Consider the following 21,556-nt stretch of genomic DNA (forward strand, 5'->3'; position numbering starts at 1 on the left):
GTCTCCGATATCCGCAATCTGTTAGACACACTTTCTATAGGTCTTTCATCTCTCAGCTACGCTTGCATGATGACCTGTTTCCTCGCTTTCTCGTTGTAGTGTAGAATGCGGCGTTTCAGGCAAAAGACAGCCATTGACATCACGCTCTGTACAGCGCATTGCGCCGAGCTTTCCCGGATTTGTAAGGCATAAAAACCTCTAACTATGAAGAATATACGTAACTTTTCTATTATTGCCCACATCGACCACGGCAAATCGACGCTGTCTGACCGTATTATCCAAATTTGCGGCGGCTTGTCTGACCGTGAAATGGAAGCTCAGGTTCTTGACTCCATGGATCTGGAGCGTGAACGTGGTATTACCATCAAAGCGCAAAGCGTAACGTTGGATTACAAAGCATCAGATGGCGAAACCTATCATCTGAATTTCATCGACACCCCAGGCCACGTTGACTTCTCTTATGAAGTTTCCCGTTCTCTGGCAGCCTGCGAAGGTGCGCTGCTGGTGGTCGATGCTGGTCAGGGCGTAGAAGCTCAGACCCTGGCAAACTGCTATACCGCCATGGAAATGGATCTGGAAGTGGTTCCAGTTCTGAACAAAATTGACTTGCCAGCTGCCGATCCTGAACGCGCTGCGCAGGAAATTGAAGATATTGTTGGCATTGATGCCGCTGATGCGGTGCGCTGCTCGGCTAAAACCGGCTTTGGCGTAACAGATGTACTTGAACGTCTGGTGCGTGATATCCCGGGCCCAGAAGGTGATCCAGATGCGCCATTACAGGCACTGATCATCGATTCCTGGTTCGATAACTACCTCGGCGTTGTTTCTCTGGTTCGTATCAAAAACGGTACCATGAGAAAAGGCGACAAAATCAAAGTTATGAGCACCGGCCAGGTCTATAACGCTGACCGTTTGGGCATCTTCACGCCAAAACGTGTTGATCGCGATGTACTGGGTTGTGGTGAAGTTGGCTGGTTGGTTTGTGCGATCAAAGACATTCTCGGCGCACCGGTTGGCGATACCCTGACCCTTTCGCGTAACCCAGCAGATAAAGCGCTGCCAGGTTTCAAAAAAGTGAAACCACAGGTTTATGCGGGTCTGTTCCCGGTAAGCTCTGACGATTACGAAAACTTCCGTGATGCGTTGGGTAAATTGAGCCTGAACGATGCCTCCTTGTTCTTTGAGCCAGAAAGCTCAACGGCACTGGGCTTCGGCTTCCGTTGTGGCTTCCTTGGTCTGTTGCACATGGAAATCATTCAGGAACGTCTGGAACGTGAATACGACCTTGACCTGATTACCACAGCGCCAACCGTAGTTTACGAAGTTGAAACCACCAGCGGCGAAACAATTTATGTTGATAGCCCATCTAAGCTGCCAGCACTGAATAACATTGCTGAACTGCGTGAGCCAATCGCTGAATGTCATATGCTGATGCCACAGGAATATCTGGGCAGCGTCATCACTCTGTGTATCGAAAAACGTGGCGTACAGACCAACATGGTCTACCACGGTAACCAGGTTGCGTTGACTTACGAAATCCCGATGGCAGAAGTAGTACTCGACTTCTTCGACCGTCTGAAATCAACATCCCGTGGCTATGCTTCTCTGGACTATAACTTCAAACGTTTCCAGACCTCTGACATGGTACGTGTTGATGTACTGATTAACGGCGACCGTGTTGATGCTCTGGCATTGATCACTCACCGTGGCAACTCGCAGTTCCGTGGCCGTCAGTTGGTTGAGAAAATGCAGGAGCTGATCCCACGTCAACAGTTCGATATTGCGATTCAGGCGGCAATCGGCGCACATATTATTGCGCGTTCTACCGTGAAACAGTTGCGTAAAAACGTTCTGGCGAAATGCTACGGCGGTGACGTAAGCCGTAAGAAAAAGCTGTTGCAGAAACAGAAAGACGGTAAGAAGCGTATGAAGCAAGTCGGTAACGTCGAATTGCCTCAGGAAGCGTTCCTCGCCATTCTGCATGTCGGCAAAGACAGCAAATAAATTAAGGAGTTGGCATGGCGAATATGTTTGCGCTAATCCTCGTGATAGCGACGCTGGTAACGGGCCTTTTATGGTGTATCGATAAATTTATCTTTGCGCCAAAGCGTCAGGAAAAACAGGCGGCAGCGCAAGCTGCCACTGGTGATGCACTTGATAGCAAAACGCTAAAAAAAGTGGCACCTAAGCCAGGTTGGTTAGAAACGGGGGCATCCGTATTCCCGGTGCTCGCTATTGTCTTGATCGTGCGTTCGTTTATCTATGAACCGTTCCAGATCCCATCAGGATCAATGATGCCAACGTTATTAATTGGCGACTTTATTCTGGTGGAGAAATTTGCCTACGGCATTAAAGATCCGATTTACCAGAAAACGCTCATTGAAACGGGTCATCCAAAACGCGGTGATATTGTGGTCTTTAAATACCCGCAAGATCCTCGTCTGGATTACATCAAGCGTGCTGTTGGTTTACCGGGCGATCGCGTCAGTTACGATCCCGTTGCAAAAGAAGTCACGGTCCAGCCAAATTGCAGTTCTGGCCAGGCATGTGATAACGCTCTGCCAATTACTTACAGCAACGTAGAGCCGAGCGATTTCGTTCAGACCTTTGCGCGCCGTAACGGCAGTGAAGCGAATTCTGGTTTCTTCCAGTTGCCGCTGAACCAGACCAAAGAAGACGGTATCCGTCTGTCTGAGCGCAAAGAAACGTTGGGTGATGTAACTCACAACATATTGACGGTGCCAATCGCTCAGGATCAACTGGGGATGTACTACCAGCAACCAGGCCAACAACTGGCGACCTGGATTGTTCCACCAGGCCATTACTTCATGATGGGTGATAACCGCGATAACAGCGCTGATAGCCGTTATTGGGGCTTTGTTCCTGAGGCAAATCTGGTAGGTAAAGCGACGGCAATCTGGATGAGTTTTGAGAAACAAGAAGGTGAATGGCCAACGGGTGTTCGTTTAAGCCGTATTGGCGGAATTCATTGATCAATTAAATCTATTCAGATAACGACTTTCTATGTCGTTATCTATAGAATATCCCCCCGTATTAAGGTTGGCTCCTCTTAGAGGAGCCACGGCAAACGAAACAGCGTTGGTTCTCTTTTTCAGGTCTGTTCCGTGTGCTGAATAATTGACGCATTCATTAATTGGTATCGCATGAACCCCATCGTAATAAATAGGCTGCAGCGTAAGCTGGGCTACACTTTTGTACATCAGGATCTGTTGCAACAGGCATTAACGCATCGCAGTGCCAGCAGCAAGCACAATGAGCGTCTGGAATTCCTGGGTGACTCAATTCTTAGCTACGTTATCGCAAACGCGCTTTACCATCGTTTCCCTCGTGTTGACGAAGGCGATATGAGCCGTATGCGTGCGACGCTGGTGCGCGGCAATACGCTGGCAGAAATTGCCCGCGAATTTGAATTAGGCGAATGTCTGCGCCTTGGGCCGGGTGAATTGAAAAGCGGTGGTTTCCGCCGCGAATCTATTCTGGCCGATACCGTCGAAGCCTTAATTGGTGGTGTTTTCCTCGACAGCGATATCCAGAACGTTGAGCGCTTAATTCTTTCCTGGTATCAATCTCGTCTGGATGAAATTAGCCCAGGCGATAAGCAAAAAGACCCTAAGACGCGTCTGCAAGAGTATTTGCAGGGTCGCCACTTGCCACTGCCATCTTATTTGGTGGTGCAGGTTCGTGGTGAAGCGCACGATCAGGAATTTACCATTCACTGTCAGGTGAGTGGCCTGCCTGAGCCGGTCGTTGGTACCGGTTCAAGCCGCCGTAAAGCGGAACAGGCTGCAGCTGAGCAGGCGCTTATCAAGCTGGAGCTGGAATAATGAGCGAAGAACAAACCTTTTGCGGATTCGTGGCCATCGTTGGTCGCCCGAATGTCGGCAAATCCACGCTGCTAAACCAGTTGCTTGGGCAAAAAATCTCTATTACTTCCCGTAAAGCGCAGACCACTCGTCACCGCATTATGGGCATCCATACTGAAGGTCCGTATCAGGCGATTTACGTCGATACCCCAGGGCTGCATATGGAAGAAAAACGTGCCATCAACCGCCTGATGAACAAAGCTGCCAGCAGCTCCATCGGTGACGTTGAGCTGGTTATCTTTGTGGTTGAAGGCACTAAGTGGACCGCAGATGACGAGATGGTGCTTAACAAACTGCGTGACGCGCGAGCGCCGGTAATTCTTGCGGTGAACAAAGTCGATAACGTTCAGGATAAAGGCGTTTTGCTGCCGCACCTGCAATTCCTCGGTAGCCAGATGAACTTCCTCGATATCGTGCCTATTTCTGCTGAAAACGGCATGAACGTGGATACTATCGCCAGCATCGTGCGTAAACGTCTGCCAGAAGCGATTCATCACTTCCCGGAAGATTACATCACTGACCGTTCTCAGCGTTTCATGGCTTCTGAAATCATCCGTGAAAAGCTGATGCGTTTCCTTGGCGCGGAATTACCGTATTCCGTGACCGTTGAAATTGAACAGTTTGTGACTAACGCTCGCGGTGGTTACGACATCAATGGTTTGATTCTGGTTGAACGTGAAGGCCAGAAGAAAATGGTGATTGGCAACAAAGGCGCCAAAATCAAAACCATCGGTATCGAAGCGCGTAAAGACATGGAAGACATGTTTGAAGCGAAAATTCACCTGGAATTGTGGGTGAAGGTTAAATCCGGCTGGGCAGATGACGAGCGCGCGTTGCGCAGCCTCGGCTACACAGACGACTAACCAATGGAAGGCTGGCAACGGGCTTTTGTCCTGCATAGTCGCCCCTGGAGCGAAACCAGCCTTCTGCTAGACCTCTTTTCTGAAGAGTCCGGGCGCGTTCGTTTAATTGCGAAAGGCGCTCGTTCTCGCCGCTCTAACCTTAAAGGGACTCTACAACCCTTTACCCCTTTGCTGGTTCGCTGGGGCGGTCGTGGTGAAGTCAAAACACTGCGTAGCGCCGAAGCTGTCTCACTGGCACTTCCACTTAGTGGTATTACGCTCTACAGCGGCCTGTACGTGAATGAACTGGTTTCACGCGTGCTGGAAGATGAAACCCGTTTCTCTGAATTATTTTTCGACTACCTTCATTGCATTCAGGCATTAGCGGGAACCAGCGGCTCGCCGGAACCGGCATTGCGCCGATTTGAATTGGCTCTGCTGGGGCACCTGGGATATGGCGTGGATTTCCTGCACTGCGCAGGAAGCGGGGAAGAAGTCAGCGACACCATGACTTATCGCTATCGTGAAGAGAAAGGGTTTATCGCGAGCCTGGTGGTGGATAACCGTAGTTTCACTGGGCATGAACTCAAAGCTCTCGCCAATCGCGAATTCCCTGATATTGCATCCTTACGCGCCGCGAAACGTTTTACCAGAATGGCGCTGAAACCTTACCTCGGTGGCAAACCGCTTAAAAGCCGCGAATTATTCCGCCAGTTTGTGCCTAAAATTCCACCACTCAAATCACCGCAAGACCCGCAATAACGTCTGGTCGTAGCCATGCTTTCCTTACCCGGTGTAAACTGCCTGAACTCAAACCGTTCTGACCCGAGGAAAGGCATGTCTAAATTACTGTTAGGCGTCAATATCGATCACATCGCAACTTTACGTAACGCACGTGGCACGGCATACCCAGACCCAGTGCAGGCGGCATTTATCTGCGAACAAGCAGGGGCTGACGGTATTACCGTTCACCTGCGTGAAGATCGCCGGCACATCACCGATCGCGATGTACGCATCTTGCGCCAGACCCTCGACACACGTATGAATCTGGAAATGGCCGTTACCGAAGAGATGCTTGATATTGCTTGCGAAACCAAGCCTCATTTCTGCTGCCTTGTGCCAGAAAAGCGTCAGGAAGTGACTACCGAAGGCGGGCTAGATGTCGCCGGTCAACTGGATAAAATGCGTGATGCCTGCAAACGGCTGGCCGATGCTGGCATTCTGGTTTCACTGTTTATTGATGCTGACCACGCGCAAATTGATGCAGCGGTAGCTGTTGGTGCGCCATATATCGAAATTCACACCGGCTGCTACGCTGATGCAAAAGACGACGTGACTCAAGCCAAAGAACTGGCGCGTATTGCCGAAGCAGCAACCTATGCCGCCGGAAAAGGCCTGAAAGTGAACGCCGGACACGGGCTGACTTATCACAACGTCAAAGCTATTGCCCGTTTGCCAGAAATGCATGAGCTGAATATCGGCCATGCAATAATTGGCCGTGCGGTAATGAGCGGTTTGAAAGAAGCGGTAGCAGAAATGAAACGTCTGATGCTGGAAGCACGTAGCTAATGGCTATTCTTGGCCTTGGCACCGATATCGTGGAGATAGCGCGTATCGAAAGCGTTATCTCACGTTCCGGCGACCGCCTGGCGAAGCGTGTGCTTAGTGCCAATGAATGGCTGCAATACCAGGCGCACCAGCAGCCGGTGCGCTTTCTTGCCAAACGCTTTGCAGTAAAGGAAGCTGCAGCCAAAGCGTTTGGGACAGGAATTCGCAATGGCCTGGCGTTTAATCAGTTCGAGGTTTTTAACGATCCACTAGGCAAACCGCAATTACGGTTTTGGGAAGAGGCGGAACGAGTCGCGCAAAGAATGGGCGTGCGCTCAGTGCATGTTACGCTTGCCGATGAACGGCACTATGCGTGTGCAACGGTAATTATTGAGAACTAAAGTTTGTCTGCATGATGCAACTGAACGAACTTGTCCCACAGTTGCTCCTGGTTCTCAATATGCGCCGGATCGCTAATGATAGTATTCGGGATCGGACAGACTTTCTGGCAGGTTGGCGTTTCGTAATGCCCGACGCATTCAGTGCAGCGATCGGTGTTGATCTCATAAATGCTCTCCCCCATGGAAATAGCTTCGTTCGGGCACTCCGGCTCGCACATATCGCAGTTAATACATTTTTTAGTGATGAGCAGTGCCATGGGAAGATCTCGATAACAACAGAAACAGGGCGGGCATTATACGCCCAATCACCGGTCAAACCAGTTTTTTTACCAGTGCTTCACTGTGGCGAATTCGCCCCGGCGCGTGCTCCAAATCCCTTTGTACCAGCGCCATAAACAGAAGGTCGGTCAGCATCATTTGCGCGCTGGTGGATGAAATTGCCGCGCTGCGTGTCGCCTGTTCTTCAGCGATGGTATACAGGCAAAGAGTGGCGCGTTGTTGTAAAGCGTTAGGTGTAAAACCGGTAATCGCGAGGATTTTTGCTCCGGTACGCAGGGTTTCATCAGCGGCAAGATTTATCTCACGCCGTTCACCAGAATAGGAAATAGCCAATAGCACGTCGTCACTGCTTGAAGCTTGGGCCGTCGCCAGTAATGCATGCATGTCTTGCTCCGCCACCGCATTAATACCAATTTTCATCAGCTTCCAGGAAAAATTCTTGGCAACCAGGCCAGAGGCGCCAATACCTACCAGCAGCACCCGGCGTGCATTGCGCAACATATCCACACTCGCTAGCAGTTTTTCTTCACTGTTGACATCAAGCGTGGCACGCATCGCGGCCAAATTATCCTTAATCAGCTTTTCGCCCACTAACCGCAGTGGGTCATCACCCAATATCAGATTATGAACAGGCACAGATTGTGGTTCCTGGCCGCTGGCCAGCGCTTCACTGATTGCCAGTTTCAGAGCAGGAAAACCTTTGAACCCCAGTTTTTGGGAAAATTTCACCACGCTGGACTGGCTGACACCTGCCTCGGTGGCAAGCTGCTGTGAACTTAAATGGCGCGCGTAGTCGGGCTTCTCCAGCAAAAAGTCAGCCAGTCTACGGTCGCTTTGTGCCAGGGTTGGGTAGCGGCTTCGAATACGCAATAAGCAGTTCATGTCCTCTCCAGTCCGTCGGGTCAATTATGTGAGCGGCTCCATAATAACGTAAATTACGCTCGCCTGAATGAATTTAATATTCCATCATGTAGAAACTTTAAGGAATTAAATATTCAAAGGCACATGATGAATCTCGGCTCACTCGTTTCTGAAACTCGTAATCCACAAACCATGGATCTCGATTGTCTCTCTACACTTGAAATGGTCCAGCGCTTTAATCAACAGGATGCCCTGGTGGCAGAGGCTGTTGAGAAAACATTGCCCGAAGTTGCCAAAGCCGTTGATGCTGCCGCTGTGTCGCTTCAGGCGGGTGGCCGTTTGATTTATATGGGCGCGGGAACTAGCGGACGGTTAGGTGTGCTGGACGCCTCAGAATGCCCGCCGACTTTTGGCGTGCCACACGGTCTGGTGATTGGTTTAATCGCTGGTGGCCCTGGCGCATTACTGAAAGCCGTCGAAGGTGCTGAAGACAACCAGCAATTGGGCGAGGACGACCTGAAAGCCCTGGAGCTAACCGCCAACGACATGGTGGTTGGGCTTGCTGCGTCAGGCCGCACGCCGTATGTGATTGGTGGCCTGCGTTATGCGCGCAATCTTGGCTGTCGTACCGCAGCGATTTCCTGTAATCCAGGTTCTGCCATTGCACTGGAAGCTGAAATTGCCATTTCTCCGGTCGTCGGCCCGGAAGCCCTGACGGGTTCCACGCGCCTGAAATCAGGCACTGCGCAAAAACTGGTGCTGAATATGATTTCCACTGGCGCGATGGTGAAACTGGGTAAGGTTTACCAGAACCTGATGGTCGATATGAAAGCCACCAATATTAAGCTTGTGGATCGGGCGTGTCGTATTGTCATGGAAGCGACCGGAGCCGCTCGTATTGATGCTGAAAATGCGCTCAAACAAACAGATTACGAAGTGAAGCCCGCCATTCTAATGATACTCACTGGTGTGGATGCGCAGACGGCTTACACGCGTCTGGCAGACAGCAATGGTTATCTTCGCCCAGCACTGAAAAACTAAAAGCAGGCACTGAATCATGGATATGACAGCAACTCTTGCCAGTGAAATATTGCTTGGAATCGGTGGGCAGGCAAATATCGCCCGTCTGGAAAACTGTATGACACGCGTACGCGTCGAAGTACATGACGATAACCAGCTTGATATTGCCCGTCTGAAGAAACTGCCGGGAGTTAGTGGCTATGTGAAACAAGGAACGCAGCATCAGCTTATTGTTGGGCCGGGTCGTGCAGCTCAGGTAGTCGATGCCATGCGTGAACTGTTGCAAAGCAATGGCCAAACGCTCTTAGCAGAAGACGATATTGCACAGAATAAAGCTCAGGCGAAAGCGCGTTATCAGGCTCCGATGAGCGAAGCGCTGCGTAAACTGGCCAACGTCTTTATTCCATTGATTCCAGCTTTTATTGCTTCAGGGCTTATCACCGGGATTATTAATATCCTCAAACGCCCGGATATTGTGGGTGACCTTGCCACGCAGTATCCGAACATTCTCGGCTTACTTGCCATCTTCGGTAGTGCCGTGTTTGCTATCATGAATATTCTGGTGGGCGTAAATGCCGCTAAAGTATTCGGCGGCTCAATGGCGATGGGCGGCGTGATGGCCGGGATTCTTTCCAGCCCGCAACTGGCGCAAATCCACCTGTTTGGCGAAAACCTGCAACCGGGGCGCGGCGGGGTTATCGCGGTGTTGCTGGTGGTGGCGCTGATGTGCTGGATTGAAAAACGGTTACGCAAGTTATTGCCAGGTTCAATTGAGCTGATCCTCAACCCACTGCTGACCACCTTAATTACTGCATCGATTGCGATTGTGGCGTTACAACCGCTGGGTGGCCTGATTTCTGATGCGATTGCCCACGGTGCGACCCTGGCAATTGATAAAGGTGGACTGGTGGTCGGTGCAATACTTTCTGGCGTCTTCCTGCCGCTAGTCTTGTCGGGGTTACATCAGGGACTGGTGCCGATTCATGTTGAGCTTATCCAGACACACGGCCAAAACGCTTTGCTGCCCATTCTGGCGATGGCCGGTGTCGGGCAGGTCGGGGCGGCACTGGCGGTATTGCTGAAAACGCGTAACCAACGCCTGAAAAAACTGATTAAAGGCGCATTACCCGTTGGGTTGCTGGGTATCGGTGAACCGTTGATTTTCGGGGTAACGTTGCCGTTGGGTAAACCATTTATCGGCGCCTGTTTAGGCGGCGCGGTGGGTGGGGCGCTCATCAGTTACTGGAAAGTGGCGACTGTCATCACCTTCGGAATTTCAGGTTTACCGCTGGCATTAACCATTGTTGCCGGAAAAGTGATGTTCTATCTGTTAGGCTTTCTGATAGCGGTTATCGCCGGGTTCTTATTTACATGGTTTATGGGCTTTAATGATCCAGAGGAGTAACGTTTGGCAACTCAGAGTGAGCGTCGGGTAGTTTTTTTCGATTTAGATGGCACGCTGCATCAGCAGGATATGTTCGGCAGCTTCTTGCGCTACTTGCTGCGCCATCAGCCCCTCAATCTGTTACTTGTCATTCCGCTTCTGCCGGTGATCGGTGGCGCGTTATTGTTTAAGGGGCGCGCCGCTCGCTGGCCAATGAGCCTGTTGTTGTGGGGCGCAACCTTCGGTCACAGCGAAACGCGCCTCAAGCAACTGGAAACGAATTTCGTGACGTGGTTCCGTGAGCGCGTGACTGCATTCCCCGTAGTACAACAGCGCCTGACCGATTACCTGACCAGTTCAGATGCTGATGTCTGGCTTATCACCGGCTCCCCACAACCGCTGGTGCAGCAGGTTTATTTCGATACGCCGTGGCTGCCAAAAGTGAAGCTTATCGCCAGCCAAATCAAGCGCTCCCACGGTGGGTGGGTACTCACATTGCGTTGCCTCGGGCATGAAAAAGTGTCACAGCTGGAACAACAAATCGGCACGCCACTGCAACTCTACAGTGGTTACAGCGACAGCAATCAAGACAACCCGCTACTCTTTTTCTGCCAGCACCGCTGGAGGGTTACACCGCAGGGTAATCTCCAGCAACTCGAATAATTCCGTCTCTTGTAACGACTGTGTATAATGCGCCGCCCTAAGCTAGCCCGGAGAGTCCCTTGTCAGAAAGTGAATTTACCCACGAACACTGGATGCGTCATGCGCTGACCCTTGCACGTCGTGCGTGGGAAGAAGGTGAAGTTCCGGTTGGTGCGGTGCTGGTGCATAACAACCAGGTGATTGGCGAAGGCTGGAACCGACCGATTGGTAGACACGATCCGACAGCGCATGCGGAAATTATGGCGCTGCGCCAGGGTGGGTTGGTGTTGCAAAATTATCGCCTGCTGGAAACCACACTTTACGTCACCCTTGAGCCTTGCGTCATGTGTGCAGGCGCGATGGTTCATGGCCGCATCGGCCATTTAGTCTTTGGCGCGCGTGATGCCAAAACTGGCGCGATTGGATCGCTAATGGATGTGCTGGGCCATCCTGGTATGAATCACCAGGTTAATGTGACTGAGGGCGTAATGGCAGCAGAGTGTTCGGCAATGTTGAGCGATTTTTTTCGCGCTCGTCGCCTTGAGAAAAAGGCCCTAAAGGAAAAGGCCCGAAGTGCGGAGTAGCCCGATCTTCAGCGTCAGCGACGGGATCTTGTAGTGCATTTTCTTCTTCTTGTTTTTCCGTTTGCGCTATCAGTTTCTCTTTTTCGAGCAAATATCCCACCAGGCTAATGTAATATTTGCGGATATTCTCCACATAGGCATACGCCTCATGACCACGGGCGTAACCATACTTTGTTTTCGAGTAGTACTGTTTTTGGCTAAGTAGCGGCAGGCGCATTTTGACGTCCGCCCAGCTGTCCGGATTACCTTTTTGCTTCGCCGTCAGTTGACGGGCATCCAGCATATGAGCGTATCCCATGTTATAGGCGGTCAGCGCAAACCAAATTTGTTCATCCTTTGGCACACTGTCAGGGACTTTCGTCATCATATCTCTCAGATAACGGCTTCCTCCTTCAATACTTTGCTCTGGATCTAACCGGTCAGTCACTCCAAGGCTTTGTGCGGTATTTTTGGTCAGCATCATCAACCCACGCACACCGGTTGGCGAGGTCGCCTGGTTATCCCAATGTGATTCCTGATAGGAGATGGCAGCCAGCAAACGCCAGTCTATTTCGGTGGCATGTTTTTCAAAGAGTGGCTGTAGCTCTGGCAGCACGGAATCTACCGCTTTGAGGAAGGTGCGGGTATCGACATAATCAAAATCGCCAACATGGCCGAGATATTTTTCTTCGAGGCGCGCAAAGGTATCGTCGCTATTGAGACGGTTATAAAAGTCGAGCAGGGCAGCGGAAAGGCTGTCGTCGCTATCTAATGCGCTAAACCACGTCACCGGCTGCTCGTCGGTGATATCCAGTGCGACAGCCAACTGTGGATGAACGCGCTGGAAGGTGCTGATTGCCACGGAATCGGCAATGGTAAATGCAATCTTCCCATCCACGACTTGCTGCATCAGCTCTGTACTGCTGAGCTGATTATCAATGCGCCAGCTTAAATCCGGGTATTTCTGTTGTTTAAGTTTGTTCAATGCGCCCAGCGATGTGACACCAGGTGACAGCACCAGCTGGTTTTCTTTGATGCTCGCCAACGTCTTTGGGCGTTGGCTACCCATGCGATAAACCATCTGCTGGGAAACGGAATAATATGCCGGCCCCGCCTGGTAATGCTGGCTACGTTGTGTGTCATACACCAGACCCGCTGCGATAATATCGGCCCGGCCACTATCAATGTCGTCAAACAGTTCCTGAATATTTGGGCGAACAGTCACTTCCAGCTTCACGTCCAGATACCTGGCAAACTGTTCCGCCAGCTCATAATCGAGGCCAATTTTTTTACCCTGATAAAGGGTGTAGGTCAGCGGAGACTCAATAGTACTGACGCGCAAAACCCCCCGCGCTTGAATGGCGGCGATGCGGTTTTCGGCTTGTCCGAACCAGGGAATGGAGGGCCAGAGCGCCACTGCCAGCAACACGGTTACGGCACCGATAAGCAGATAATTAATCTTAAATCTTTTCAAGTATTTAATCTGCAACGAGGCGTCGAGTTTTCGCTAACAACAGAGCATCAAAAATGGAGGTTATACAATAAGGTGTGGCGCATTTTGCTTAACAAAACGCCACTGTGCAACTTATTCAACATTTATGGCTAAATTCTCGCCACTGAAAACTAATCCGTTTATTTATACGCAAACGGTTTCGTCAAGGCCGCGGATTCTCTATAATGGCGCCCGTTTTCCCCTTGCGCCCACTGAAGCGTCCCCCTGGCGTTTCGAAGACGAGAGATCTTTGATGATGGAAATTCTGCGTGGTTCGCCCGCTTTATCGGCATTTCGTATTAACAAATTACTGGCCCGCTTTAATGACGCCAACCTTCCGGTCAGCGACATTTATGCCGAGTATGTTCACTTTGCCGATCTTGACGCGCCGCTGAGCGCTGATGAGCAAGCCCGTCTGCAACGGTTGTTGAAATATGGTCCAACCCTTGCCGACCACGCCCCGACCGGCCACCTGATTCTGGTCACGCCGCGTCCTGGTACCATCTCACCCTGGTCCTCTAAAGCGACTGACATTGCCCATAACTGCGATTTAGCCAAAGTTAAGCGTCTGGAACGCGGTGTGGCTTATTACGTGTCTGGTAGCTCGCTGACAGATGCACAGCGCCAGCAAGTTGCCGCACTACTGCATGACCGTATGATGGAAAGCGTGTTTGACTCGCTCAATGATGCCCAGCAACTGTTCTCTCAACATCAGCCTGCTCCAGTGCAAAGTGTTGATCTGTTAACGCAAGGTCGCGAAGCGCTGGTTGAAGCTAACATCCGTCTGGGTCTGGCACTGGCAGAAGACGAAATCGATTATTTGCAGGATGCGTTTAGCAAACTGGGGCGCAACCCGAACGATATCGAGCTGTATATGTTCGCGCAGGCTAACTCCGAACATTGCCGCCACAAAATTTTCAACGCCGACTGGATTATTGACGGCGTAGAACAGCCTAAATCGCTGTTTAAAATGATTAAAAACACCTTTGAGAAAACCCCGGACTACGTGTTATCGGCTTATAAAGATAACGCCGCAGTGATGGAAGGTTCGGTCGTCGGGCGTTTCTTTGCCGATCATGAAGCGGGCCGCTATGACTACCACCAGGAAGATGCGCACATCCTGATGAAAGTCGAAACCCACAACCACCCAACTGCTATTTCCCCATGGCCGGGTGCGGCGACCGGTTCCGGTGGCGAAATCCGTGATGAAGGTGCGACAGGCCGTGGTGCTAAACCTAAAGCCGGTCTGGTCGGTTTCTCGGTTTCCAACTTGCGTATTCCTGGCTTTGAGCAGCCGTGGGAAGAAGATTTTGGCAAGCCAGACCGTATCGTAACGGCGCTGGATATTATGACCGACGGCCCATTGGGCGGTGCGGCATTTAACAACGAATTTGGTCGTCCGGCGCTGACGGGCTACTTCCGTACTTACGAAGAGCAAGTCAACAGCCACAACGGCGTAGAACTGCGCGGTTACCACAAGCCAATTATGCTGGCGGGCGGTATTGGCAACATTCGTGCTGACCACGTTCAGAAGGGCGAAATCACCGTTGGCGCGAAACTTATCGTGCTCGGTGGCCCATCCATGAACATCGGTTTGGGTGGCGGTGCTGCTTCTTCTATGGCTTCAGGTCAGTCTGACGCGGATCTGGATTTTGCATCCGTACAGCGCGACAACCCAGAAATGGAACGTCGTTGCCAGGAAGTTATCGACCGTTGCTGGCAGTTGGGCGATGCCAACCCAATCCTGTTTATTCATGATGTCGGCGCGGGTGGCCTCTCCAACGCAATGCCAGAACTGGTGAGCGATGGTGGGCGTGGTGGGCGTTTCGAACTACGTGACATTCTGAACGACGAGCCGGGCATGAGCCCGCTGGAAGTATGGTGTAACGAATCCCAGGAACGTTATGTCCTGGCGGTTGCTCCAGACCAGTTGCCGCTGTTTGACGAACTGTGCCGCCGCGAACGCGCGCCGTACGCCGTCATTGGTGAAGCCACCGAAGAAAAACATCTGACACTCAACGATAGCCATTTCGACAACCAGCCGATTGATATGCCGCTGGACGTTCTGCTTGGTAAAACGCCAAAAATGGAACGTAACGTTGAAACCCTGAAAGCAACAGGTGATGCGCTGGATTGCCGCAATATCACCATTGCTGATGCGGTCAATCGCGTGCTGCACTTGCCGACCGTGGCAGAAAAAACCTTCCTGGTCACCATTGGCGACCGTTCGGTAACCGGTATGGTTGCTCGCGACCAGATGGTTGGGCCGTGGCAGATTCCGGTCGCTAACTGTGCGGTCACCACCGCGAGCCTCGATAGCTACTACGGTGAAGCGATGTCTCTTGGCGAACGCGCACCAGTTGCATTGCTGGACTTTGCGGCATCAGGTCGCCTGGCGGTTGGTGAAGCACTGACTAACATTGCGGCGACGCAAATTGGCGCGCTGAACCGAATTAAGCTCTCGGCAAACTGGATGTCCGCAGCCGGTCACCCTGGTGAAGACGCCGGTCTTTACGAAGCCGTGAAAGCCGTGGGTGAAGAACTTTGCCCAACGCTCGGCCTGACTATTCCGGTGGGCAAAGACTCCATGTCGATGAAAACCCGCTGGCAGGAAGGTAACGAACAGCGTGAGATGACTTCTCCGCTGTCGCTGGTTATTACTGCATTTGCCCGTGTGGAAGATGTTCGTCGTACCGTGACGCCACAACTGCAAACTGAAGATAATGCCTTATTGCTTATTGATTTAGGCGCAGGCCACAACGCATTGGGCGCTACCGCGCTGTCTCAGGTTTACCGTCAACTGGGCAACAAACCTGCGGACGTGCGCAGTGCTGAACAACTGAAAGGCTTCTTTAACGCGATTCAGGCGTTGGTTGCCGAGCAGAAATTGCTGGCCTACCACGACCGTTCTGACGGCGGCCTGCTGGTGACACTGGCCGAAATGGCCTTCGCGGGTCACTGCGGCGTGGAAGCTGACATCGCAACCCTCGGTAAAGACCATCTGGCAGCACTGTTCAACGAAGAGTTGGGCGCAGTGATTCAGGTTAAAGCTGCTGACCGTGATGCGGTTGAGAAAACCCTGGCAGAGCATGGCCTGGCTGATTGTGTTCACTTCCTCGGTAAAGCCGTGGCGGGTGACCGTTTCACGCTGACGGCTGACGGCCACGCGGTATTTAGCGAAAGCCGAACGACGCTTCGCATGTGGTGGGCAGAAACCACCTGGCAGATGCAGCGTCTGCGCGACAACCCAGAGTGTGCCGATCAGGAACATGAAGCGAAAGCCAATGACAACGATCCTGGCCTGAACGTTAAATTGAGCTTCGATATCAAAGAAGATATCGCAGCACCGTTTATCGCGACGGGTGCGCGCCCGAAAGTTGCCGTACTGCGTGAGCAGGGCGTTAACTCACACGTTGAAATGGCTGCGGCCTTCCATCGTGCGGGCTTTGATGCCATCGATGTGCATATGAGTGACTTGCTGGCAGGCCGTCGCGGTCTGGAAGATTTCCAGGCGCTGGTAGCTTGTGGTGGCTTCTCTTACGGCGACGTACTGGGCGCAGGCGAAGGTTGGGCGAAGTCCATTCTGTTTAACTCCCGCGTGCGTGATGAGTTCGAAACCTTCTTCCACCGTCCACAAACCCTGGCGTTGGGCGTGTGTAACGGCTGCCAGATGATGTCGAACCTGCGTGAACTGATTCCGGGCAGCGAGCTGTGGCCGCGTTTTGTGCGCAACCATTCAGACCGCTTTGAAGCGCGCTTCAGCCTGGTGGAAGTCACTTCTAGCCCGTCGTTGCTGCTGCAAGGCATGGTGGGCTCGCACATGCCAATCGCGGTTTCTCACGGTGAAGGGCATGTTGAAGTACGCGATACGGCACATCTCGCGGCACTCGAAAGCAAAGGTCTGGTGGCGCTGCGCTTTATCGACAACTTCGGCAACGTGACACAAAACTACCCGGCGAACCCGAACGGTTCACCAAACGGCATCACGGCGGTCACCAACGAAAGCGGGCGCGTCACGATTATGATGCCACACCCGGAGCGCGTGTTCCGTACCGTTAGTAACTCCTGGCACCCTGCTGAGTGGGGCGAAGATAGCCCGTGGATGCGTATTTTCCGCAATGCGCGTAAGCAACTGGGTTAATTAACCACCCTCATCCTGACCTTCTCCCTGAGGGAGAAGGGACTTTGACTTTCCCCCTCTCCTGGGGGCTGTCTCTTAGTCACATCTTTGAGGGCCGCTCCCGACGGCTGGACCCTGCCACCTGGAGTCAAAATGGAGGCGATTTAAGCCGGACCAGAAATTCAAGGTCAAAGTCAAAAACCAGGCCGGTTTTGACCTTGTTCCCGGCTTCAATCGCACCGTTTTTCGCCCTTCAGTCGGGGGCACGTGGTCGGGAACCTCGTGAGAGAGCGATCGTCGGGAACGAATCGCGAACGACCCCGAATGAAGGGTAAAAAACGGTGTTTACCGCTTTAGCGGCGATTGATTTGCCGAGCGCCTGGATTATCAAGGTGTTGGCGTTAACACCTTGATACGTTCACCGTTTTCAGGAATTAAAGAGATAGCTGAACGCACGGGTGAACGGAATACCTGCGAGGCTAACAGATCTTACCCTGACAAAATTGCCAGGGTAAGTTGTGTATGTATAAGAGACAGCTCCCGTGTGAGAGGGCCGGGGTAAGGGCAAACAAATATGTCCCCAATCCCCGACACTACCTCACCCTGAATGTCTCCTAAAGGAGACATTTATCTTATTGATTTAAAGTGGTTTAATTTTTCATTAATAATATTGTTGCAAATTAGCGACACCATGTGCAAAAAACAAACAAATTCATAAACAAGCATTACTGCAAATAAACATAATAAAAACATTTAGTTGTCTATTTTGTAGCAAATGTGGCACACATACTGCATAATACTGCGCAGTGGCTCATTCACCTTCTTATGTCAGCCCCCGCAAGGGTAGTGCTACATAAACCATAGAATGACGCACACAAGGTGCCTGCCGTCCGACTTTTGATTATTGCCAGCTTCGTGCTGCTTTATCATGCTCCGGGCGAAACGTTGAGTAAGGCACCGCCTGATTTCAGAACAAAGGCAGAGATTATTCTCTGCCTTTGTCATTTCTGAACTTTAAACTCCCCCCATTCCCAGCTAGCATCGAATTATTCACAATCCCAATGAGATGAAGCTATTGAACCAGTGGCATTTTTTCCCGCGCTCTTTACGCCAGCTTGTGATGATGGCTTTTTTGTTGGTGTTGGTGCCGCTGCTGGTTCTGGCATGGCAAGCCTGGCAAAGCCTCAACGCACTTAGCGATCAAGCGGCACTCACCAACCGCACTACGCTGGTGGATGCCCGTCGTAGCCAGGCTATGACGAACGTGGCGCTGGAAATGGAACGTAGCTACCGGCAGTACTGTGTGCTGGATGACGCCACGCTTGCCACGCTTTATCAAGGGCAGCGTAAGCGTTATGCGCAAATGCTAGAAGCCCATCAAGGGGTTTTACCGGACAATCAACTTTATAGCGCTCTACGCCAGTCGCTAAACGATCTTGCCGAAATACAATGTAAAAATAGCGGGCCAGATGTCGCCGCTTCTGCACACCTTGAAACCTTCGCTACCAAAAATGCCGAAATGGTACAAGCCACACGCGCGGTGGTCTTTTCCCGTGGGCAACAACTTCAGCAAGAAATCGCCGAGCGCGGGCAATTCTTTGGCTGGCAGGCGCTGGTTTTGTTTCTGTTGAGTTTCGCGTTGGTAATGATCTTTACGCGCATGATTATCGGTCCGGTAAAAGGCATTGAGCGGATGATTAATTTGCTTGGCGAAGGGCATTCACTGGGCAATACGGTATTGTTTAAAGGCGGGCCGCGCGAACTGCGTTCTGTCGGGCAGCGGATTGTCTGGTTAAGCGAGCGCTTGTCGTGGCTCGAATCCCAGCGCCATGAATTTTTGCGCCATATTTCCCATGAACTAAAAACGCCACTCGCCAGTATGCGTGAAGGCACCGAACTGCTTGCCGACCAGGTCGTCGGGCCACTGACTAACGACCAAAAAGAAGTGGTAGAAATTCTCGATAATAGTAGCCGTCACTTACAAAAATTGATTGAGCAATTACTGGATTACAACCGCAAACTAGCGGATGTTCCGGTCGAACTTGAAAAAGTTGAGATCAAACCGCTGATGGATGTGATTATCGCCGCTCACAGTTTGCCAGCACGGGCTAAAATGATGCGTACCGAGTGCCACTTTAGCCCGCAGGCTTGCCTCGCGGAACCCATGTTGTTAGCCAGTGTGCTGGATAATCTCTATTCCAATGCGGTGCACTATGGGTCTGAATCCGGTACCATTTATCTGCGAAGCTCGCAGGTCGGAAACATGCTACTGATTGATGTCGCGAATACCGGCGACCCCATTCCGGCTGCAGAGCGAGAGATGATTTTTGTACCTTTTTATCAGGGAAGCCACCAGCGTAAAGGTGCGGTAAAAGGTAGCGGTCTGGGTCTGAGTATTGCCCTGGATTGTATTCGTCGCATGCGTGGCGAATTGCACCTGATTGACGATGAAACGGCAGATGTTTGCTTCCGGATCGAGTTACCTGTATTTCCCGAGAAAAATAAAAAATGAAAGTGACGATTTTTAGTCCGCTGTCAGCATTGCTACTGCCCTTGTTGCTGGCGAGTTGTGTACAAAACACAGCACCGAAAGATGTTAAACACCCGCCACACGTTGAAGAACCAGAACAACAACTGGCTGATTACCTGTCGACGAATTGTGATGATATCTGGCAAAACCAAAGCCAGGATTCCATGAGCAACCCGCTGTACTGGCTGCGTGCGATGGATTGCTCTGAACGTTTAGCGCCCGCAGAAGCACGAGCGGAAGCCCGTCGCTGGCCGGCCGATAACTGGCGTGACACTTTCAAGCGCGGCATTTTGCTCTCTAACGCCAAAATTTCCCCCACTGAACGTCGTCGTTACATGACGAAGTTGGATGCCATGACCGCTGATGTCCCGGCGCAAGTGCGTTCGTTGTTCCAGGTCTGGCGTGATGGCCAGGCTTCTCTACTGGCGCTTTCTGACGAACGCTCGCGCTATAGCAAATTGCAGCAAAGTTCAGACAATGAACTCGATACGCTGCGTGAGCAGCAGCAACGGCTCAGAAGCCAGTTAAGTTTGACCACCCGGAAACTGGAAAACCTTACGGATATTGAACGCCAGCTTTCGAACCGTAAACCGGCCGTTGCCGAACTACCGGACAACACCAAACCCGCGCAGGAGGCGAAACCATGACACAGCGTAAACCCGCCAGATTGCTGTTGGTTGATGACGATCCTGGTCTGCTAAAACTTCTTGGCATGCGTCTGACCAGCGAAGGTTACACCGTCTCAACCGCGGAAAGTGGTGCTGAGGGGTTGCGTCTGTTGGGTCGAGAAAAAATCGACTTGGTTATCAGCGATCTGCGAATGGATGAAATGGATGGGATGGCATTATTTGCCGAAATCCAGAAAGTGCAGCCAGGGATGCCGGTCATTATTTTGACCGCCCACGGCTCTATTCCTGACGCGGTTGCCGCCACACAGCAGGGTGTTTTTAGCTTCCTGACCAAACCCGTTGATAAAGACGCGCTCTACAAAGCCATCGACGATGCGTTGTCGCACTCGCACATCGCCGGAGATGAAATGTGGCGCGATACTATCGTCACCCGCAACCCAGTCATGCAGCGTTTACTGGAACAAGCACGCATGGTCGCGCAGTCTGATGTTAGCGTGCTGATTAACGGGCAAAGCGGTACTGGTAAAGAAATTCTCGCCCAGGCGATTCATAACGCCAGCCCACGCAGCAAAAAGGCCTTTATCGCCATTAACTGTGGCGCGTTGCCGGAACAATTGCTGGAATCTGAACTGTTCGGCCATTCACGCGGCGCATTCACCGGCGCAGTCAGCAGCAGAGAAGGGCTGTTCCAGGCGGCAGAAGGCGGGACATTGTTTCTTGATGAGATTGGCGATATGCCGATCCCGTTACAGGTTAAATTGTTACGTGTGTTGCAGGAACGCAAAGTGCGCCCATTGGGCAGTAATCGCGACCTCGATATCGACGTACGTATCCTGTCGGCAACTCACCGTGATTTACCCAAAGCGATGGAGCGCGGCGAGTTTCGTGAAGACTTGTTCTATCGCCTGAATGTGGTGAGTCTCAAGATCCCGGCACTGCATGAACGCGCCGAAGATGTACCGTTGCTGGCAAATCACCTGTTACGGCAATCAGCCGATCGCCATAAACCTTTCGTGCGTAGTTTCTCGACCGACGCCATGAAACGCCTGATGGCAGCAAGCTGGCCGGGTAACGTGCGCCAGTTAGTCAACGTGATTGAACAGTGCGTGGCCCTGACTTCCGCTCCGGTTATCAGCGAAGCGTTGGTTCAACAGGCGCTGGAAGGGGAAAACACCGCACTGCCGACTTTTGTCGAAGCGCGTAATCAGTTTGAGCTGAATTACCTGCGCAAATTGCTGCAAATGACCAAGGGAAATGTCACTCAAGCGGCACGCATCGCGGGGCGTAACCGGACAGAATTCTACAAACTACTCTCACGGCATGAACTCGATGCCAATGACTTTAAAGAGTAGTCTGTGGTA

The 21,556-nt window shown here is 51.8% G+C and carries 18 protein-coding genes; 15 read left to right on the plus strand and 3 right to left on the minus strand.

Features of this window, described 5'->3' with window-relative positions:
• Nucleotides 1-204 precede the first annotated feature (204 nt).
• The 7 genes from lepA to acpS all read left to right on the plus strand — a co-directional run bounded on the left by lepA (nt 205) and on the right by acpS (nt 6,675).
• Nucleotides 205-2,004, plus strand: a complete 1,800-nt coding sequence (gene lepA, locus D8682_RS21285; RefSeq protein WP_064544363.1) for a translation elongation factor 4 — start codon at nt 205-207, stop codon at nt 2,002-2,004.
• A gap of 14 nt (nt 2,005-2,018) precedes the next feature.
• Complete coding sequence (lepB, locus tag D8682_RS21290) at nt 2,019-2,993, plus strand: signal peptidase I (protein WP_064544365.1); 975 nt, start codon at nt 2,019-2,021, stop codon at nt 2,991-2,993.
• Nucleotides 2,994-3,164: 171 nt separating this feature from the next.
• Nucleotides 3,165-3,845 carry a ribonuclease III gene (rnc, locus tag D8682_RS21295; RefSeq protein WP_064513123.1) on the plus strand — a complete coding sequence of 227 codons (681 nt, stop codon included), beginning with the start codon at nt 3,165-3,167 and terminating at the stop codon, nt 3,843-3,845.
• Nucleotides 3,845-4,747, plus strand: a complete 903-nt coding sequence (gene era, locus D8682_RS21300; protein ID WP_064544367.1) for a GTPase Era — start codon at nt 3,845-3,847, stop codon at nt 4,745-4,747. Before rnc ends, era begins: the two co-directional genes overlap by 1 nt.
• A gap of 3 nt (nt 4,748-4,750) precedes the next feature.
• A complete protein-coding gene (recO, locus tag D8682_RS21305) occupies nt 4,751-5,488 on the plus strand; it encodes a DNA repair protein RecO (RefSeq protein ID WP_064544369.1) in 738 nt (245 codons plus the stop codon).
• 75 nt (nt 5,489-5,563) lie between these two features.
• A complete protein-coding gene (pdxJ, locus tag D8682_RS21310) occupies nt 5,564-6,295 on the plus strand; it encodes a pyridoxine 5'-phosphate synthase (RefSeq protein ID WP_064544371.1) in 732 nt (243 codons plus the stop codon).
• Nucleotides 6,295-6,675 (plus strand): holo-ACP synthase, encoded by a 381-nt coding sequence (gene acpS, locus D8682_RS21315; RefSeq protein ID WP_064544373.1) that lies wholly within the window; start codon nt 6,295-6,297, stop codon nt 6,673-6,675. Before pdxJ ends, acpS begins: the two co-directional genes overlap by 1 nt.
• Here acpS and D8682_RS21320 read toward each other — a convergent pair.
• Entirely contained in the window at nt 6,672-6,932 is a 261-nt protein-coding gene (locus D8682_RS21320; protein ID WP_064544375.1) for a YfhL family 4Fe-4S dicluster ferredoxin, read from the minus strand. The genes acpS and D8682_RS21320 overlap by 4 nt on opposite strands.
• A 55-nt stretch (nt 6,933-6,987) precedes the next feature.
• Nucleotides 6,988-7,836, minus strand: a complete 849-nt coding sequence (locus tag D8682_RS21325) for a MurR/RpiR family transcriptional regulator (RefSeq protein ID WP_064544377.1) — start codon at nt 7,834-7,836, stop codon at nt 6,988-6,990.
• Nucleotides 7,837-7,962: 126 nt separating this feature from the next.
• On the opposite strand from D8682_RS21325, the gene murQ reads away from it, so the two are divergent.
• The 4 genes from murQ (at nt 7,963) to tadA (ending at nt 11,445) form a co-directional block, all read left to right on the plus strand.
• Entirely contained in the window at nt 7,963-8,856 is an 894-nt protein-coding gene (murQ, locus tag D8682_RS21330) for an N-acetylmuramic acid 6-phosphate etherase (protein WP_121815752.1), read from the plus strand.
• A gap of 16 nt (nt 8,857-8,872) precedes the next feature.
• Nucleotides 8,873-10,240 (plus strand): PTS transporter subunit EIIC, encoded by a 1,368-nt coding sequence (locus D8682_RS21335; RefSeq protein WP_064544379.1) that lies wholly within the window; start codon nt 8,873-8,875, stop codon nt 10,238-10,240.
• Between the two features lie 3 nt (nt 10,241-10,243).
• Nucleotides 10,244-10,882, plus strand: coding sequence for a phosphatidylglycerophosphatase C (gene yfhb / locus D8682_RS21340; RefSeq protein ID WP_064544381.1), 639 nt, complete (start codon nt 10,244-10,246; stop codon nt 10,880-10,882).
• A gap of 92 nt (nt 10,883-10,974) precedes the next feature.
• Complete coding sequence (gene tadA, locus D8682_RS21345) at nt 10,975-11,445, plus strand: tRNA adenosine(34) deaminase TadA (protein WP_370090881.1); 471 nt, start codon at nt 10,975-10,977, stop codon at nt 11,443-11,445.
• Here tadA and mltF read toward each other — a convergent pair.
• Complete coding sequence (gene mltF / locus D8682_RS21350; protein WP_121815753.1) at nt 11,330-12,898, minus strand: membrane-bound lytic murein transglycosylase MltF; 1,569 nt, start codon at nt 12,896-12,898, stop codon at nt 11,330-11,332. The two genes, tadA and mltF, sit on opposite strands and share 116 nt — an antisense overlap.
• A 271-nt stretch (nt 12,899-13,169) precedes the next feature.
• Between mltF and purL the strand changes: the two genes are divergently transcribed.
• The 4 genes from purL to glrR all read left to right on the plus strand — a co-directional run bounded on the left by purL (nt 13,170) and on the right by glrR (nt 21,547).
• Complete coding sequence (gene purL, locus D8682_RS21355; RefSeq protein WP_121815085.1) at nt 13,170-17,057, plus strand: phosphoribosylformylglycinamidine synthase; 3,888 nt, start codon at nt 13,170-13,172, stop codon at nt 17,055-17,057.
• A gap of 1,054 nt (nt 17,058-18,111) precedes the next feature.
• Nucleotides 18,112-19,548 (plus strand): sensor histidine kinase KdpD, encoded by a 1,437-nt coding sequence (locus tag D8682_RS21360; RefSeq protein WP_202914406.1) that lies wholly within the window; start codon nt 18,112-18,114, stop codon nt 19,546-19,548.
• Complete coding sequence (qseG, locus tag D8682_RS21365; RefSeq protein ID WP_064544389.1) at nt 19,545-20,213, plus strand: two-component system QseEF-associated lipoprotein QseG; 669 nt, start codon at nt 19,545-19,547, stop codon at nt 20,211-20,213. Before D8682_RS21360 ends, qseG begins: the two co-directional genes overlap by 4 nt.
• The gene (glrR, locus tag D8682_RS21370; RefSeq protein ID WP_064544391.1) at nt 20,210-21,547 is read left to right on the plus strand and encodes a two-component system response regulator GlrR; all 1,338 of its coding nucleotides are present in this window, start codon (nt 20,210-20,212) and stop codon (nt 21,545-21,547) included. The genes qseG and glrR overlap by 4 nt, the downstream gene beginning before the upstream one ends.
• Nucleotides 21,548-21,556 lie beyond the last annotated feature (9 nt).

It is taken from the genome of Buttiauxella sp. 3AFRM03, assembly GCF_003675305.1.
Taxonomy (GTDB): domain Bacteria; phylum Pseudomonadota; class Gammaproteobacteria; order Enterobacterales; family Enterobacteriaceae; genus Buttiauxella; species Buttiauxella ferragutiae.